Raw genomic sequence first — 16333 nt, 5'->3', positions numbered from 1 at the left:
CCGATGTCGATACCCAGAAGCGTTACGGTGTTCATGAGAGATCCTCCTTCGGTAAAGAGAGAGCCTCGGCAAGTTTAGACTCGCCGAGGTTCTCACCGGGCTGACCATCTCATTAGGTCTTCGCCCCAAGCGTACGGCACCTCGCCAAGGCTCGGCGTTCCCTCGCTCCGGCGTCCATCAGGGGGCGCCGCAATGCGGCGGAGTCAGCTTCGCTGACGGCGCTACGCGCCAACCCCCTGATGAACACCTCCACTCGGCCTCCCGAAGGGGCGGGCAGATCAAAAGCAAAAGCGAGGCGGCCTACCGGCCGGCCTGTTTGTAGGGTGTACGCGTTCCCTTTGTGGAGCTGCCGCAGGCTGCGATCTTTTGATCTTGGCTTTTTTTCGGCGTACGAAGAACTTTCCCACAGGTTTTTAAGGTTGCCGGTCAGAAGTGGCCTGACTAACCTCCGAATGTCGCTGCCAATTCAGCGATCGGACGTGAGAATCCGGACATCTCTAGGCGCACAGGCGCCCACCATATACAGTGCAGGCGCTTTTTTTCGTCTGTACTTCAAGTTATGGCGGCTGTGCGCGGGCACGTTTCGGCGTGGCTGGGTTCCTAGAGTCCTGGTTTCTCACCCCGCGTACGGCTGCCACCCTCAAGTCCGTGAGAAGACCTGGTGGCAGCTCCACTACTCTAGGAGCTTCACCATGATCAAACACAGCCCAAATCCCCCCGAAACCGACATCGTTTCCCCCTACGCGTCCCTCGATTCAAAAAACTACACGATGCAGCCACCCGGGCGCTCGATTTTCACCTTCCGCCCTTAGCCGAAAAGCCCAAGGTCACTCCACCATCGCCTCATATCTTCACTGTAATCGACGGCATCGACACCGAGCGTTTGCTGGTCAATCTCAGTGAAACCCTGGCGTCGGCCAATGCCATGGTCAGCGATCTGGCGTTCGAGCTGGAAGGCTCGCGGCGTCATGTTGCGTTGGGTATTCAGCAGATGATCGAGCTGGGGGAGTTGTTGGCCAATCGGGCGCTGGATAACGTCGATCCGCGATAGTCAGTGCTGGGAAATAGAGCCTCCAGAGCCAGTCAGGTATCGCGATTCTTCAGTCTGACGACATTTGTGGCGAGAGGGGCTTGCCCACTAATCAGTTAACTGATCAAAAAATACTCAGCGCTCTGCAGGCTATACGTAGCAGCACCTGCAGAGCCTTTCACTCAGGTTATCCACAGGCAGTTCCACAGGCATTGTGGGTAACGCGCCCACATTTTAGTGACAGCCTGATGACTCCCAGACCCGTTGCGCGCTGTGATGGAGAATGCCATGGCGTCGCGCCAGTGCTTTGCGGTCTTTGCTGTAACCGCCGCCGATCACGCCGACCACCGGGATATCGCGTCCCAGGCAGTGGCGCATCACGCTTTCATCGCGAGCGGCGACGCCTTGGTCGGTCAGCTTCAGGTAGCCCAGCGCGTCATCTTTATGCACATCCACCCCGGCGTCATACAGCACCAGGTCCGGCTTGTAGAGCGGCAGCAGGTAGTTCAACGCATCGTCGACCACGTTGAGGTAGTCCACATCGCCCATGCCCATGGGCAACGGGATGTCCCAATCGCTTTGGGCTTTACGTGCCGGAAAGTTCTTTTCGCAATGCAGGGAAACGGTTACCGCGTCCGGGGTGTGTTCCAGAATGCGTGCAGTCCCGTCCCCTTGGTGCACATCGCAATCGAAGATCAGGACCCGACCGACACGGCCGCTTTCCAGCAGATATCGGCTGATCACTGCCAGGTCATTGAAAATACAAAATCCTGCTGGATGATCGTAATGGGCGTGATGGGTGCCACCGGCCAGATGGCAGGCCAGCCCATGCTCAAGCGCTTGTTCGGCGGCCAGCAGCGAGCCGCCGACCGCACGCACGGTGCGCCGGGCCAGTGCCTCGCTCCAGGGCAGGCCGAGGCGCCGCTGGTCTTCACGGGACAATTCGCCGCCCATATAGCGTTCGATGTAATCAGGGTCATGGGCGAGGGCGAGAATGTCCGGCGGGCACAGTTGCGGGCGCAACAGCTCGGGGTCGCGGGTCAGACCGCTGTCCACCAGGTGATCGCGCAGCAGGCGAAATTTGTCCATGGGGAAGCGATGTTCCGCCGGAAACTCGGGGCTGTAGTCTTCGTGGTAGATCAGCGGCAGGGGCATGGCAGATTTATCTAGGAAGGCATGTAGGAATGAGTGAAGGATCCTACCAGCGATGTAGACTTGCGGCATGGAAACGGAGGGGCACGATGGAGCCGATACTGGAACTTGAGAGCGCGCGGCTGCTGTTGCGTCAGTGGCGTGATGACGATTTGCCGGAGTTTGCGGCCATGTGTGCCGATCCGCAGGTCATGCGTTATTTTTCGGCGCCCTTGAGTCGTCTGGAAAGTGCAGCATTGATCGGCCGAATACGCGGCCATTTTGCCGAACATGGCTTCGGCCTGTGGGCGCTGGAGCGTAAGGATACCGGGGACTTTATTGGCCTGACCGGCCTGCTGCATGTCGGTTTCGACGCAACATTCACACCGTCGGTGGAAATCGGCTGGCGCCTGGCTCGCGAACATTGGGGGTTGGGGTATGCCAGCGAAGCGGCCTGGACCGCTCTGCGCTGCGGCTTTGACCGGTTGGCGCTGAAGGAAATTGTGGCGTTTACCACCGCGACCAACCTGCCGTCGCAGAAAGTCATGCAGGCGATCGGTATGCACTACGACCCTGCGCACGACTTCGAACATCCAAAGCTCGGCAGCGATAATCCGTTGCGCCATCATGTGCTGTACCGCATCACGCGTGAACAATGGCTGGCAACCTTGCATGGATAAGCCGGCCTGGACGTTTACAATGGGTCCATTGTTGGCTCGGGCCAAAAACTGAATCGACCGCTGCAGCCAAGACTGCGCGGCATTGCTCTGTGTGAGGAGAGTCTGAATGAGCCACGTGTTGGATGATCTGGTCGACCTGCTGACCCTGGAACCGATCGAAGAGAACCTCTTTCGCGGCCGCAGCCAGGACCTGGGTTTTCGCCAGTTGTTCGGCGGCCAGGTACTCGGTCAATCGCTGTCGGCGGCCAGCCAGACTGTCGAAGAAGCGCGTCATGTGCATTCGATGCATGGGTATTTTCTGCGCCCCGGTGATGCCGGTTTGCCGGTGGTGTATCAGGTTGATCGGGTGCGTGATGGCGGTAGCTTCAGTACCCGTCGTGTCACCGCGATCCAGAAGGGCAATCCAATCTTCACCTGCAGTGCTTCGTTCCAGTACGACGAAGAAGGTTTCGAGCATCAGCTGCAGATGCCGCACGTGGTCGGCCCGGAAAACCTGCCATCGGAGCTGGAGATCACCCAGCAGAGCGCGCACCTGATTCCAGAGCACATGCGCGAAAAGCTGCTGTGCCCCAAGCCGATCGAAGTGCGCCCGGTGACGGAAAAAGACCCCTACAACCCGCAACCCGGCGACCCGATCAAATACGTGTGGTTTCGTGCCGACGGTGCCTTGGCCGACTCGCCGGCGCTGCACAAATACCTGCTGGCTTATGCGTCGGACTTCGGTTTGCTGACCACCGCGATGCTGCCCCACGGCAAGTCGGTCTGGCAGAAAGACATGCAAGTCGCCAGCCTCGATCATGCTTTGTGGTTCCACGGCAACCTGCGCGCCGATGATTGGCTGCTGTACGCGATGGACAGCCCGTGGGCCGGCAATTCCCGTGGTTTTTCCCGGGGCAGCGTGTTCAATCGCGCTGGGCAACTGGTGGCGTCGGCCACTCAAGAAGGCTTGATTCGTCATCGCAAGGATTGGGCATGAGTCTCTGTGAGGTGCGGTACTGGGTGTTCGACATGGACGGCACGCTGACGATCGCCGTGCATGACTTCGCGGCGATCCGCGAGGCGTTGGCGATTCCCGCTGAGCACGACATCCTGACCCACCTCGCCGCGCTACCGGCCGATGAAGCTGCGGCCAAGCATGCCTGGCTGCTCGAGCACGAACGGGATCTGGCGCTGGGCTCGCGACCTGCGCCCGGTGCGGTGGAGTTGGTGCGGGAGCTGGCGGGGCGCGGTTATCGCCTTGGCATCCTGACTCGTAACGCCCGTGAGCTGGCCCATGTGACCCTGGAGGCGATCGGCCTGGCGGACTGCTTCGCGGCAGAGGATGTGCTGGGCCGCGATGAAGCCCCACCAAAACCTCATCCAGGTGGTTTGCTGAAACTGGCGCAAGCCTGGGATGTGGCGCCCAGCGAATTGGTGATGGTCGGTGATTATCGCTTTGATCTGGACTGCGGTCGGGCGGCTGGCGCCCGGACTGTGCTGGTCAACTTGCCGGAAAATCCGTGGCCGGAATTGACGGACTGGCATGCGCGGGATTGTGTGGTGCTTAGGCAAATGTTGTCTGCTTGAAGATCTTTTTGCTGTTACCTGAACAACGCCTTCTGCCCCTCAGGCGATGTAAACATCCCATCCCCATCATGCCCAACCCCGGGCACTTCGATCAGCTGCTGACTCAACCCTTGAGGATGGCGCCGCTTCAGATAATCAAAATAATAGTGCCCGCGAATCAACCGATAAGCGCCCTGGGCTTGGGCCTCACAGCTTTTATCCAGCGCCGGATGATTCGGGTCGATGTCCTGCTGCCCCAGTAAATAAGTGACGTCACGTTTGGCGTAGTTTTCCTCCAATTGTGCGGGTGTTTGCCCTCCGGCATAGGCGGGCAAATCCGTCAGCCCATACTTCCAGCGATTGAAGTTCGGACAACCCGCATGATTGAAAGCCACTGGCCGTTGCTCGTTGAAATACGCGTACGAGGAGGGGTTGGCGATCACGTAGCGCACCTGCACGCCGGCCGCGTTGAGGGCTGGCTGATCGTGACTCAACAAGGCGTAGCGCTGAACCACCTGAGCGCCGCCGGAGTGACCGGCGATGACGATTTCCTTCACGTCTGGAAATTGTTTTCGATCACCCAGTCGGGCGACGATTTCGTCAATAACAGCGTAGGAGCTCAGAGGATTTGGACCTGTGGATAAGCCGCCGGCCATCCAGTCATTGCCCTGCCAGCGCAACACGCTGTCCGGCAGTAGTGGATGGCTAGTGATATCGGTTTCATTGAGAAATTGCGGGGCGATCACCAGAGTGGTCGTGCTTTGTCCGGCCTGCTTGGCCGCGCGTTCAGCGCTCCGGCGGTAGGTTTCAGCATTGCGTAAACGACCATGAATGATGATCAGCATACGCTCGATTTTCGTCGGCGACGGGCCTACGCTCACCGCCATCTCTCCGGCTTGCAACTGCAAGCGCCCGGAGCTGATCGCCTCCACCCCGTGGTCGGCAGCCTGGGTGCTGGCGCAGGTGATCAGTAGAGTCAGCAGCCACTTACGCATTACAGGTTTCTCGCGGCGAAGGTGTCGCACTGGTTGATCTGACCTTGAGCAAAACCGGCCTTGAACCAACGGACCCGTTGCGCCGAAGTGCCATGGGTGAAGGAGTCCGGCACCACGCGGCCCTGACTCTGCTGTTGCAGGCGGTCGTCACCGATGGCATTGGCGGCGTTCAGGGCTTCTTCGATGTCACCCGGCTCCAGCCAGTTCAGACGTTTTTGCGCATTGTTGGCCCAGACACCGGCCAGGCAGTCCGCTTGCAACTCCTGACGCACGAGCAAGCCGCCATCGCCTTCCATTCGTTGGCCCTGTTGCCGCGCAGCCTGAATTTTGGCGGAAACCCCGAGCAAGGTTTGTACGTGGTGGCCGACTTCATGAGCGATCACATAGGCCTGAGCAAAGTCACCGGCAGCGGAGAAACGCTGGGACATCTCGCGGAAAAAACTCATGTCCAGATAAACCTTTTGATCGTTCGGGCAATAGAAGGGGCCCGTGGCGGAGGTGGCAAAGCCACACGCAGAGTTCACCCCGTTGCTGAACAGGACCAGTGTCGGGTTCTTATATTGGCGCCCGGCCTGCTGGAAAATCTCGCCCCAGGTGTCCTCCGTATCGCCGAGGATGGAGCGTACGAATTCTGCCTGTTCATCATTGGCCGGCGGTGCCTTGCGGGTCTGCTGGGTGGCAGGTGTCGATTGTTCGCTCATCTGGCCGGTCAGTTGCCCGAGAATCTGCATCGGGTCCTGGCCGGTCAACCAGCCGATGCCGATAATCAGCACGATGGCAGTCAGGCTCAGACCCTTGCCACCACCGAAACGCATCCCACCGCCGCCTTCGCCAGTATCGTCACCGCGAGCATCCACCACATTGTCGCTACGTCGACCTTTTTTCCATAGCATGTGGGAATCCTCTTTCAGTCTGGTGATGAGTGTTGCTGGTGAGTGGGACTGGCGCCAGCCCGGTCGTCCGGCTAATGCCGTGCACCGTAGCATTCTCGGCAACGATTTCGTGGTTGCCGATAAATATTCAGAACTCCATAGAACATAGACAGCCCATCAAATTCCGTCAGGTGATGGGTTTTATTGACGTGGGCGACCGCCGGCTGCGTGAGTACGGTTCGATTTCCTACTCGTAAGCGCTGGCGCCGGCGATATGGCGACCGGCGATGTAGCCGAAGGTCAGCGCCGGGCCGAGATTGATGCCGCCGGCCGGGTAGTAGCCGCCCATGATGCTGGCCATGTCGGTACCTGCGGCGTACAGCCCATGGATAGCCTGGCCTGCACCATCAAGTACTTGGGCGTGCTCATTCACCTTGAGCCCGGCGAAGGTGCCGAAGCAGCCCGGCTGGACTTTCACCGCATAGAACGGGCCTTTTTCGATGGGGGCGACGCAGGGGTTGGGCTGCTGCAGCGGGTCGCCCTGTTTGCGGTTGTAGGGTGTCGAGCCGCGGCCGAACTGCGGGTCGTCACCGTGCCGTGCATGTTGGTTGTAGTACGAAAGGGTGGCGCGCAGACCGTTCTCGTCGATGCCGCAGGCCTGGGCCAATTCCTCGAGGGTGTCGCCCGTCTTGAGGTAGCCCGAGCGAATGAACGGCGCCACCGGCAATGGAAAAGGACGAGAGATGCCGAGGCCATAGCGACGCTGGAAGCGGTGACTGCACATCAGCCAGGAAGCCACTTCCTCACCTTGCGGCGCGGCGGCAACCATCGCTGTTACATAGTCGTAGTAACCGTTGGCTTCGTTGACGAAGCGCTGGCCGTTGCTCAAGACGCCGATGATCCCGGGCTTGCCGCGCTCAATGATGTGTGGGAAGTGACCGATGCTGCCATCCTTGTGCGGCACCTGCGAGACGGGTGCCCAGGCCACCGGCGACTCGAGATCGGTCTTGACCTGCGCGCCGACGCTTTCGCCCAGCCGCAGCCCGTCCCCCGATGCGCCCAGCGGCGGCAAGGCCAAGTGCTCATGGCCGGTAGGTGTGCGCGGGAACAGTGCTTTGCGTCGTTCTATGTCGTTGGGGAAACCACCTGCGGCCAGCACCACGGCTTTGCGGGCGCGGATGTGGAAGGTCCCCTTGGCGGTACTGACCACCGCACCGCGTACCTCGCCGTTCTCGTGCAGTAACTCGGTAACTGGTGCCGATGCCCAGAGCAACACGCCGAGGTCTTCAGCCGATTTCGCCAGGCGGGCGATCAGCGCCACACCGTTGACCAAGTGCATGGCGCGGCCGTGCAGCATGAGGTCAAGCAAATGTCGGCTGAAGCGCTTGACCACGTGCAGTGCTGCGGGCAGTGAGCGGGTCAGGTTGAGGAACGCCGAAAGATCGGCACCGGCCATGATCGGCATGCCCATGAACGAAGTCTCACGCATGGTTTTGCGCAGGCTCTTGAGCAGTTTGCCGACCTTACGACCGTCGTAGGGCGCGGCGATGACTGAACGTCCGCCGGTGCCAGCCCCTGGAGTCTCGCCATGGATATCGGCGATGGCGTTGCCGTCGGCAAACTGCAGCGAAGTGTGGCGCTCGAAGAACGACACCATGCGCGGCCCTGCTTCGAGGAAGGCATCGATCAGCGCCGGCTCATAGCGCTCGCCCAGTTCGTGCTTGAGGTAGGTGCGCGGCAGTTCCACGTCTTCGATGATGCCAGCGCGTTGGGCCAAGGGGTTGCACGGCACCCACATCCAGCCGCCGGACCAGGCGCTGGCGCCGCCGAACACCTCGTCCTTTTCGACGACGATGACGTTAAGGCCATGCCATGCGGCCGTGACGGCGGCTGACAGACCCGCCGCGCCAGAGCCGACGATCAGTACGTCGCAGTCGATTTCTTGCTGGGGGGAGGCGGCAGGCATCGAGGCAGAACTCCGGAAGGACTCAAGTAAGTTGTTATTTTGTGGAACTTGATTCCAAAATATACGGAGTCGAATTGAAAACGGCAAGTGACGGGCTGAGGACTGATTTCATCCCGGAACGCAGTTCCAGGTTTCGTATTCGATACGTTGTCTTCTAGAATCACGCAAATTTCGTCTGGACCCCAACCATGGCCGGCAGTCAAATCGAGCGCGTTTTCAGCGTTCTGGAAAGTCTTACCAGTGACCCGCGAGGCCTGCCGATGCAGACCCTGGCGGAGCAACTGGACATCCCGAAAAGCGCCACCCACCGTCTGCTCGCTGAGCTGATCCGGCTGGGTTACGTGCGGCAAAATCCTGACAATCTGCGTTATCACCTGTCGACCAAACTGGTCGCCATGGGCTTTCGTTACCTGTCCAGCAGCGGGGCGGATATCGTTCAGCCGGTGCTTGATCGTCTGGCTCAGGAAACCGGTGAACTGGTGCGTTTGGGGGTGATCGAGGGCGAGCGCCAGACCTGGATTGCCAAGTCTCAGGGTGCCCGTTCCGGCCTGCGTTACGACCCTGACATGGGCCGTGAAGCGCCGCTGTTCTACACCGCATCCGGGCATGCCTGGCTGGCTTGCCTGAGTGACGCAGAGGCCTTGTCGCTGGTTGAACGACAGGCTGCAGACGTCCCGCTGGAGCTGGGCCCGAATGCGCCGCGTTCCAACATTGAACTGCTCGAACGTTTGCGTCTGGCTCGTGAGCAGGGCTATGCCTGGGTCGAGGAGAGTTCAGCGGTCGGCACCTCGGCGATTGCCGCGGTGGTGCGTCATCCAGTGGATGGGCGGGTGGTTGGTGTGCTCAGTGTGGCGGGGCCGAGTGCGCGGCTGCCTCAGGCACGGCTGCATGAATTGGCGCCGCTGTTGTTGAGGTTTGCGGACGAGTTGTCGGCGGCGAGCCAGGCGTCTGAGTTGTTTAGTTGATCCTTTCAGGTTGACTCAAATGATCGTTCCCACGCTCTGCGTGGGAATGCAGCCCGTGACGCTCTGCGTCACAAAAGCGGACGCGGAGCGTCCATTGAGGCATTCCCACGCGGGAGCGTGGGAACGATCAGCATCACGGCCTCTCATTTCTCAAATCCGTGCGCTGTTCGCACAGTTTTTTATTTCTCTCTTGATTGAAATTGGAACCGAGTTCTAAATAAATTGAATTCAGCCTCCCGAGAACAATCACAAGAGGATTTCCGCTTTGAACTCGCCACTTCGCATCGCTCTGATCGGCGCCGGCAATATGGGCCAGCAGCATTATCACCACCTCAAACACCTAACCGAAGCCACGTTGTGTGCGGTAGCCGATCCGGGGCCTCAGGCCGCTGGCATGGCCGCCGAGTGGGACGTTCCGTATTTCGCTGATCACCGGCAGATGCTCGAGCAGGTGCAGCCAGAGGCGGTGATCGTCGCCAACCCAAACAACCTGCATGTCAGCACGGCACTGGATTGTTTGAGCCTGGGTGTGCCGGTGCTGCTGGAGAAACCGGTGGGTGTGCACATGGACGAAGTGCGCGAGCTGGTTGCTGCCTCGAAAGCCACGGGTGTGCCGGTGTTGGTGGGGCATCACCGGCGGCACAATCCGTTGATCGTACGCGCTCATGAGTTGGTGCGCAGCGGCGCACTGGGGCGGCTGACCACGGTGACCGCACTCTGGCAATTGCAAAAACCGGACAGCTATTTCGAGATCCCCTGGCGCCGTGAGCCCGGTGCCGGGATGTTGCTGACCAACCTGATCCACGATCTCGATTTGCTGCGCCATCTGTGCGGCGAAGTACGCCAGGTTCAGGCCATCACCAGTAACGCCGTGCGCGGTTTTGCCAATGAAGATTGCGCGGCGGTATTGCTGCAATTCGACAACGGTGCGTTGGGCAGTCTGACCGGTTCCGATGCGGTGGCGGCGCCCTGGAGTTGGGAGCTGGACTCCGGTGAAAACCCGATTTATCCACAGCAATCCGATCAACCGTGCTACTTGCTGGCTGGAACCGGTGGTGCGCTGAGCATCCCGCAGCTCAAGCGTTGGCAGTACGCCGAGGCCGGTGCCGGGTGGCATCAGCCGTTGCTGGCGGTGCAGGAAAGTTTCACTGCGGATGAGGCGTTGCGCCTGCAATTGCAGCATTTCGTCCGAGTTGCGCGAGGCGAAGTGGAACCACTGGTGAGTGTCGCCGACGCCGCTCGCACCCTGGCATTGATTGAAGCCATCCGCGAAGCCGCCGAAACCGGTCGCGCTTGCGCCCCGGCCCTGATCGAGTGATGACTATGAGCGAACGTATTTTTTCCCTGGCCAGCCTGACAGTGCTCGAAGTGTCGCCACCGGAAATGGTCGAGGTCGCCGCCCGTGCCGGTTACAGCCATGTCGGCTTGCGACTGGTGCCGGCGACGCCTGAGGAACACCATTTTCCGTTGGTTGCTGACCCCGGGCTACTCCGGCAAACATTGACGCGGTTACGTGACACCGGCATCCGGGTGCTCGATGTGGAGATCCTGAGGCTCAAACCAGAAACCTGTGTTGCAGATTTTGAGGCGATCCTTGCTGTCGGCGCTGAACTTGGGGCCAGTGAATTGTTGGTCGCAGGTAATGATCCGAATGAGTCACGGCTGACGGATAACTTTGCTGCGTTGTGCGACCTGGCCAGTCAGTATGGGTTGCACACGCATCTGGAATTCATGCCCTGGACCGATGCGCGTAACCTCGAGCAAGCCGCGCGCATTGTGGAAAACGCCGGACGGGAAACGGGCGGGGTGCTGGTGGATGCCTTCCATTTCGACCGCTCGGCTTCGCGGCTGGAGGACATAGTCAGGATGGCACCTTCTCGCCTGCGTTATGCACAGCTGTGCGATGTGGCGGGGCCACGGCCAGCGGATATGCAGGAGATTCTGCGTCAGGCGCGCAACGAGCGGCGTTTCCCCGGCGACGGCGATTGCGACTTGCTTGGGTTGTTACGTTGTTTACCGGTCAATATTCCCTTGAGCCTGGAGATTCCGACTGTGCATTTGTTGGAGCAAGGCGTGAGCGCCTTGCAGCGGGCGCAAATGGCGTTGGACAAGACCCGGGCGTTGTTGGAAAACCTGTAGCTGATCGTTATGCATACCGTGACGCTCTGCGTCACTTCAGAAACGGACGCGGAGCGTCCATGGATGCGTTACCACGCAGAGCGTGGGAACGATCAATCTCCCAGAGAATCCCATGACCCTCAGCACACCCCTTTCCGGCGTCAATCAGCCCTTCAAGGGCATTCTGTTGGTCGTCGTGGCGACCTTTCTGTTTTCCAGCCATGACGCCTTGTCCAAATACCTCTCCGGTTTCTATCCGGTGATGATGGTGGTCTGGGCGCGGTATCTGGTTCATACGTTGTTGATGGCTGGGATTTTCCTGCCGCAATCGGGCTTGCGGGTGCTGCGCAGCAAACGTCCGCTGCTGCAGCTCTTGCGGGCGCTGTGCCTGCTCTGTACCAGTTTGTTGTTCACCACGGGGTTGTTGTTCATCCCGTTGGCCGAAGCGACGGCAGTCAATTTCCTTGCGCCGGTATTGGTCACGGCGTTGTCGGTGCCGTTGCTCGGTGAGCACGTCACCCGCGGCCAATGGCTGGCAGTGATCTGCGGTTTCATCGGGGTACTGATCATCGTCCATCCCGGCGGCGAACTGTTCACCCCGGCGGTGCTGTTGCCATTCTGTTCGGCGCTGTTCTTCTGCTTTTACCAGTTGCTCACCCGCAAGCTCAGCGAGTTGGACAGCCCAACTACCAGCAACTTTTTCGCCGGCCTGTGCAACACCTTGGTAATGAGTGCGTTGGTGCCGTTCTTCTGGCAAGTACCGAGCGTTGGTCACGGTTTGCTGATGGTGGCGTTGGGCGCCTGTGGCATGACCGCGCATTTGTTTCTGACCCAGGCGTTTCGTCACGCGGCACCGGCGTTGCTGGCGCCATTTGGTTACTGCCAGATTGTCTTCGCCGGTTTGCTGGGGTGGCTGCTGTTTTCCCATACACCGACCCTGACCACAGTGGTCGGCATCGGCGTGATTTGTCTCAGCGGGTTGGCGGCGGTTTGGCAACAGCGGCGCCAGTGAATCACTCGCGCGTGGGAGGGGGTACGCAGGCCTGGCGTCAGACCTGCGCGAGGGTGGATCAGTTTTCGACTTTCGGGATCTTACGCGGTGCCATGAAGTACAGCCAGATCAGCGCGATGAAGTACATCGCCGGGATCATGGTGAACAGCACGGTGTAGTTGTTATGGGTGGTGGTCAGGATGTAGCCGACCAACTGAGTCATGAACATCCCGCCGATGGCCGCGCACATGCCGCCGAAGCCGAACACCGTACTCATCATGTGTTTGGGCGTGTAGTCCATCACCAGGCTCCAGATGTTCGCGGTCCAGGCCTGGTGCGCACCGATGGCCAGGGAGATGGCAAACACCGCGACCCATAGACTGCTCGAGCCTGCGGCCATGATTACGCCAATGATGCAGCAGGCGAACAGCAGCATGGACATCAAGCGAGCCTTGATCGGCGTGACCCCGCGACCGATCAGGAACGAGGACAGAATGCCGCCGCCGACGCTGCCGAAGTCGGCAGTCAGGTAAATGATGATCAGCGGGATACCCATTTGGGTCACGTTGATGCCCAGGTTGTACTGCTGGTTCAGAAAGGGCGGCAGCCAGTACAGGTAGAACCAGAACACTGGCGCGGTGATCGCATAGGCCAGGGCGAAGGCCCAGGTGCCCCGCATGCGCAGGATCCGCGAGAAGGGCACCGGGGTTTGTTCCGGCTCGACTTCCTTCTGGATGTAGTCCAGTTCGGATTGTTTGACCGAGGGGTGATCTTCCGGGTTGAAGTATTTCAGACCCCAGAACATCAGCCAGATCGCGCCCAGTGCCGACATGCAGAGGAACGCGGCTTGCCAGCCCCAAACCTGCAGGATCAGCGGCAGCAGCATCGGGGTAAACATGGCGCCAACGTTGGTGCCAGCGTTGAAAATCCCAGTTGCTACGGCACGCTCACCAGCCGGGAACCACAGCCGGGTGGTTTTCACGCAGGCCGGGTAGTTGGCGGCTTCGGTCAGACCGAGGATGAATCGGCAGACCATGAAGCCAAGTGCGGACGTCGCCAGGCCATGGGCGCCAGTGGCCAGGCTCCAGAGCAGCACGGCGAAGAAGAACACCCGTTTCACGCCGATCTTGTCGATCAACCGTCCTTGCAAGACGAAGCCGACGGCATAGCCGACCTGAAACCAGAAGTTGATGTTGGCGTAGTCCATCGCCGTCCAGCTCATTTCCTTGGCCAGGATTGGCTGCATCACGCCCAGTGCGGCGCGGTCGATGTAGTTCAGGGTGGTGGCGAAAAACACCAGTGCCAGCATGCCCCAGCGGGTCTTGCCGACCGCCATGGCTGCGCGAATCTTGTCACCTATACCGCCTCTGGTGGCGCTCAGGTCCGGGGCCATGCGTGAGCTTTGAGAAGGAATCATGTGTGCCATCCGTTCAATGACTGACGAGCATGGCTCGTCGGGACTTCAAGGGCGCGTGATCAATCGTCGGGGTGCGCGGGCTTGCGCAGGGCGAACTCGATGATTGATTGGCTGAGTGTTCTCGTCGACTCAAGCCTGGGCTGAGCGGACGAAAGCGTTTTATTCAGCGTGCAAGCACGATTCAGCCGAGGGCGCGTAGAGCGTCCGGATGAGGGCTGCGAATGGGCGCCAGGCGAGGCGCTTGGAGGGGCGAGCAAGAAAGCAAGGCGTTGGATGGGAGCATGAGCGTGTACCCGATTTTTGAAATTTTTATGGTGTGTTCTGGGTCTTTGGTAACTGAGGCCCGCTTTCGGAGACGGGGCTCAATGTGCTGTCGATGGTGCGCAGTGAGCGAAAAATCGTCAATTCACTAACGGCCATTGTGTTCGATAATCGCCCAAAAAACTAACCAGTTCGTACACTTTGAATTGCTGTATGGATGGCTCGGCTCAATAATTCACACCGCTAACCCCGTAGCAGCTGCCGAAGGCTGCGTCAGGTCTGGGCCGCATTCGGACGAAGCGGTCGTAAAGCGGATGACCGCGATTTATCTGATGTACCGAGTCAGCTTGATTGCGACCGCTTCGCAGCCGAACGCAGGCTTCGCCAGCTGCTACGGAAAGCGTGCAGGTCCTCTAACAAGATCAGCCCATTTCATCGGGAGTTGAAACATGCAGCGTTCCATTGCCACCGTTTCCTTGAGCGGTACCCTGCCGGAAAAACTTGAAGCCATCGCCGCCGCCGGTTTCGACGGGGTGGAGATCTTCGAAAATGACCTGCTCTACTACGACGGGAGCCCGCGTGAAATCAAGCAGATGTGCGCGGACCTCGGTATCGCCATCACGCTGTTTCAACCCTTCCGTGATTTTGAAGGCTGCCGCCGCGATCGTTTGCCGCGCAATCTCGAACGGGCCGAGCGCAAGTTTGACCTGATGCAGGAACTCGGCACCGATCTGGTGCTGGTGTGCAGCAACGCCTCGGCAGACAGCGTCGGCGATGAGCAGATCTTGATCGACGACTTGCGTCTGTTGGCCGAACGCGCTGGCGCTCGTGGTTTGCGAATCGGCTACGAAGCCCTGGCCTGGGGCCGGCATGTGAACACTTATCAACAGGTCTGGAACATCGTCCGTCAGGCCGATCACCCAAGCCTCGGCGTGTTGCTGGACAGTTTTCACACCTTGTCGCTCAAGGGTGACCCGAGTGCCATCGCCGAAATTCCGGGCGACAAAATCTTCTTCGTGCAAATGGCCGACGCGCCGATTCTGGCCATGGACGTTTTGGAGTGGAGCCGGCACTTCCGGTGCTTCCCAGGCCAGGGTGAGTTCGACTTGCCGGGCTTCCTCGCGCCCATCATCAAGAGCGGCTACACCGGGCCGCTGTCACTGGAAATCTTCAATGATGGTTTCCGCGCCGCGCCGCCACGGGCCAATGCCGCCGATGGTTTGCGCTCGCTGCTGTATCTGGAAGAAAAGACCCGCGAGCGGCTGCAGCAAGAAGCCGTGCCCGTGGCCAACCTCGATACGCTGTTCGCCACGCCGGCAGCCAGCGAGTACGACGGCATCGAGTTTCTTGAGTTCGCGGTGGACGAAAGCCTCGGCGCCAAGCTCTCCCATTGGCTGGAGCGGTTGGGGTTCGTCAAGGCCGGTCAGCATCGCTCCAAGAGCGTCAGCCTGCTGCGTCAGGGCGATATCAACCTGATCCTCAACTCTGAGCCGTACTCCTTTGCCCACAGTTTTTTCGAGTCCCACGGGCCGTCGCTGTGCGCCACGGCGATTCGGGTCAAGGACAGCGCCAGCGCGCTGGCACGGGCGGTGGCTTACAAAGGTCAGCCTTATCGCGGCCTGGTCGGGCCGAACGAGCTTGAACTGGCTGCGGTGCGGGCGCCGGATGGCAGCCTGATTTACCTGGTGGATCAGGACGCCGACGGCAAAAACCTCTACGACACCGACTTCAACCTGCAACCGGCGTCGACCGCCAGCGGCGGCCTCAAACGCATCGACCATATGGCCATGGCGTTGCCGGCGGACAGTCTCGACAGCTGGGTGCTGTTCTACAAAAGCCTGCTGGATTTCGAGGCCGACGATGAAGTAGTACTGCCTGATCCTTATGGTTTGGTGAAGAGCCGTGCGTTGCGCAGCCGTTGCAGTTCGATTCGCTTGCCGCTGAACATTTCCGAGAACCGCAATACGGCGATTTCACACGCATTGTCCAGTTATCGTGGCTCCGGTGTGCACCACATCGCCTTCGATTGTGATGACATCTTCGTCGAAGTCAGTCGGGCCAAAGCGGCCGGTGTGCCACTGCTGGACATCCCGCTCAACTATTACGATGACCTCGCGGCACGCTTCGATTTCGACGACGAGTTTCTCAGCGAACTGGCGTACTACAACGTGTTGTATGACCGTGACGCGCAGGGCGGTGAGCTGTTCCACGTCTATACCGAACCTTTCGAAGGGCGTTTTTTCTTCGAAATTATCCAGCGCAAGAATGGCTACGTGGGTTATGGCGCGGCGAACGTCGCGGTGCGCCTGGCAGCGATGGCTAAATCGCGCAGTGGTGGCGTGAGACACGCCAAGTTGTAGGA

Annotated in this window: 13 protein-coding genes and 1 pseudogene; 9 read left to right on the top strand and 5 right to left on the bottom strand. The window is 59.8% G+C overall.

Going from position 1 to position 16333, the window contains the following annotated elements; translation table 11 throughout:
• Nucleotides 1-692: 692 nt before the first annotated feature.
• Nucleotides 693-1051, top strand: a pseudogene (locus tag ACN1C3_RS32660) (DUF6124 family protein).
• 213 nt (nucleotides 1052-1264) lie between these two features.
• On the opposite strand, the gene ACN1C3_RS32655 reads toward ACN1C3_RS32660, so the two are convergent.
• Nucleotides 1265-2185 (bottom strand): histone deacetylase, encoded by a 921-nt coding sequence (locus tag ACN1C3_RS32655; protein WP_419119850.1) that lies wholly within the window; start codon nucleotides 2183-2185, stop codon nucleotides 1265-1267.
• 86 nt (nucleotides 2186-2271) lie between these two features.
• On the opposite strand from ACN1C3_RS32655, the gene ACN1C3_RS32650 reads away from it, so the two are divergent.
• The 3 genes from ACN1C3_RS32650 (at nucleotide 2272) to ACN1C3_RS32640 (ending at nucleotide 4407) form a co-directional block, all read left to right on the top strand.
• Nucleotides 2272-2841, top strand: coding sequence for a GNAT family N-acetyltransferase (locus tag ACN1C3_RS32650; protein WP_419119849.1), 570 nt, complete (start codon nucleotides 2272-2274; stop codon nucleotides 2839-2841).
• Nucleotides 2842-2947: 106 nt separating this feature from the next.
• A complete protein-coding gene (gene tesB, locus ACN1C3_RS32645) occupies nucleotides 2948-3817 on the top strand; it encodes an acyl-CoA thioesterase II (protein WP_419119848.1) in 870 nt (289 codons plus the stop codon).
• Complete coding sequence (locus ACN1C3_RS32640) at nucleotides 3814-4407, top strand: HAD family hydrolase (RefSeq protein WP_419119847.1); 594 nt, start codon at nucleotides 3814-3816, stop codon at nucleotides 4405-4407. The genes tesB and ACN1C3_RS32640 overlap by 4 nt, the downstream gene beginning before the upstream one ends.
• 14 nt (nucleotides 4408-4421) lie before the next feature.
• Here ACN1C3_RS32640 and ACN1C3_RS32635 read toward each other — a convergent pair whose 3' ends face one another.
• The 3 genes from ACN1C3_RS32635 to ACN1C3_RS32625 all read right to left on the bottom strand — a co-directional run bounded on the left by ACN1C3_RS32635 (nucleotide 4422) and on the right by ACN1C3_RS32625 (nucleotide 8219).
• On the bottom strand, nucleotides 4422-5381 hold the full coding sequence (locus tag ACN1C3_RS32635) for an alpha/beta fold hydrolase (protein ID WP_419119846.1): 960 nt from the start codon (nucleotides 5379-5381) through the stop codon (nucleotides 4422-4424).
• Nucleotides 5381-6274 (bottom strand): neutral zinc metallopeptidase, encoded by an 894-nt coding sequence (locus ACN1C3_RS32630; RefSeq protein WP_419119845.1) that lies wholly within the window; start codon nucleotides 6272-6274, stop codon nucleotides 5381-5383. Before ACN1C3_RS32630 ends, ACN1C3_RS32635 begins: the two co-directional genes overlap by 1 nt.
• A gap of 226 nt (nucleotides 6275-6500) precedes the next feature.
• Nucleotides 6501-8219 carry an FAD-dependent oxidoreductase gene (locus ACN1C3_RS32625; protein WP_419119844.1) on the bottom strand — a complete coding sequence of 573 codons (1719 nt, stop codon included), beginning with the start codon at nucleotides 8217-8219 and terminating at the stop codon, nucleotides 6501-6503.
• Between the two features lie 188 nt (nucleotides 8220-8407).
• Between ACN1C3_RS32625 and ACN1C3_RS32620 the strand changes: the two genes are divergently transcribed.
• The 4 genes from ACN1C3_RS32620 to ACN1C3_RS32605 all read left to right on the top strand — a co-directional run bounded on the left by ACN1C3_RS32620 (nucleotide 8408) and on the right by ACN1C3_RS32605 (nucleotide 12314).
• Nucleotides 8408-9184, top strand: coding sequence for an IclR family transcriptional regulator (locus ACN1C3_RS32620; protein ID WP_419119843.1), 777 nt, complete (start codon nucleotides 8408-8410; stop codon nucleotides 9182-9184).
• 265 nt (nucleotides 9185-9449) lie between these two features.
• Nucleotides 9450-10502, top strand: coding sequence for a Gfo/Idh/MocA family protein (locus ACN1C3_RS32615; protein WP_419119842.1), 1053 nt, complete (start codon nucleotides 9450-9452; stop codon nucleotides 10500-10502).
• Between the two features lie 5 nt (nucleotides 10503-10507).
• Nucleotides 10508-11323: a sugar phosphate isomerase/epimerase family protein gene (locus tag ACN1C3_RS32610; protein ID WP_419119841.1), complete on the top strand. Its 816-nt coding sequence runs from the start codon at nucleotides 10508-10510 to the stop codon at nucleotides 11321-11323.
• A 112-nt stretch (nucleotides 11324-11435) separates the two neighbouring features.
• Entirely contained in the window at nucleotides 11436-12314 is an 879-nt protein-coding gene (locus ACN1C3_RS32605; protein ID WP_419119840.1) for a DMT family transporter, read from the top strand.
• 58 nt (nucleotides 12315-12372) lie between these two features.
• Here the strand turns inward: ACN1C3_RS32605 and ACN1C3_RS32600 are convergent, their stop codons facing one another.
• Nucleotides 12373-13710 carry an MFS transporter gene (locus ACN1C3_RS32600; RefSeq protein WP_419119839.1) on the bottom strand — a complete coding sequence of 446 codons (1338 nt, stop codon included), beginning with the start codon at nucleotides 13708-13710 and terminating at the stop codon, nucleotides 12373-12375.
• A gap of 710 nt (nucleotides 13711-14420) precedes the next feature.
• On the opposite strand from ACN1C3_RS32600, the gene quiC reads away from it, so the two are divergent.
• Entirely contained in the window at nucleotides 14421-16331 is a 1911-nt protein-coding gene (gene quiC / locus ACN1C3_RS32595; protein WP_419119838.1) for a 3-dehydroshikimate dehydratase QuiC, read from the top strand.
• The last annotated feature ends 2 nt before the right edge of the window (nucleotides 16332-16333 follow it).

This window comes from Pseudomonas sp. H11T01 (assembly GCF_048515765.1).
Lineage (GTDB): Bacteria > Pseudomonadota > Gammaproteobacteria > Pseudomonadales > Pseudomonadaceae > Aquipseudomonas.
The sequence above is the reverse complement of the archived record's forward strand: the minus strand, read 5'-3'. Positions and strand labels throughout refer to the sequence as shown.

Coding starts and splice junctions, on each gene's coding strand:
- ACN1C3_RS32655 (WP_419119850.1), bottom strand. CDS start 2,185: ATGCCCCTGCCGCTGATCTACCACGAAGACTACAGCCCCGAGTTTCCG.
- ACN1C3_RS32650 (WP_419119849.1), top strand. CDS start 2,272: ATGGAGCCGATACTGGAACTTGAGAGCGCGCGGCTGCTGTTGCGTCAG.
- tesB (WP_419119848.1), top strand. CDS start 2,948: ATGAGCCACGTGTTGGATGATCTGGTCGACCTGCTGACCCTGGAACCG.
- ACN1C3_RS32640 (WP_419119847.1), top strand. CDS start 3,814: ATGAGTCTCTGTGAGGTGCGGTACTGGGTGTTCGACATGGACGGCACG.
- ACN1C3_RS32635 (WP_419119846.1), bottom strand. CDS start 5,381: ATGCGTAAGTGGCTGCTGACTCTACTGATCACCTGCGCCAGCACCCAG.
- ACN1C3_RS32630 (WP_419119845.1), bottom strand. CDS start 6,274: ATGCTATGGAAAAAAGGTCGACGTAGCGACAATGTGGTGGATGCTCGC.
- ACN1C3_RS32625 (WP_419119844.1), bottom strand. CDS start 8,219: ATGCCTGCCGCCTCCCCCCAGCAAGAAATCGACTGCGACGTACTGATC.
- ACN1C3_RS32620 (WP_419119843.1), top strand. CDS start 8,408: ATGGCCGGCAGTCAAATCGAGCGCGTTTTCAGCGTTCTGGAAAGTCTT.
- ACN1C3_RS32610 (WP_419119841.1), top strand. CDS start 10,508: ATGAGCGAACGTATTTTTTCCCTGGCCAGCCTGACAGTGCTCGAAGTG.
- ACN1C3_RS32605 (WP_419119840.1), top strand. CDS start 11,436: ATGACCCTCAGCACACCCCTTTCCGGCGTCAATCAGCCCTTCAAGGGC.
- ACN1C3_RS32600 (WP_419119839.1), bottom strand. CDS start 13,710: ATGATTCCTTCTCAAAGCTCACGCATGGCCCCGGACCTGAGCGCCACC.
- quiC (WP_419119838.1), top strand. CDS start 14,421: ATGCAGCGTTCCATTGCCACCGTTTCCTTGAGCGGTACCCTGCCGGAA.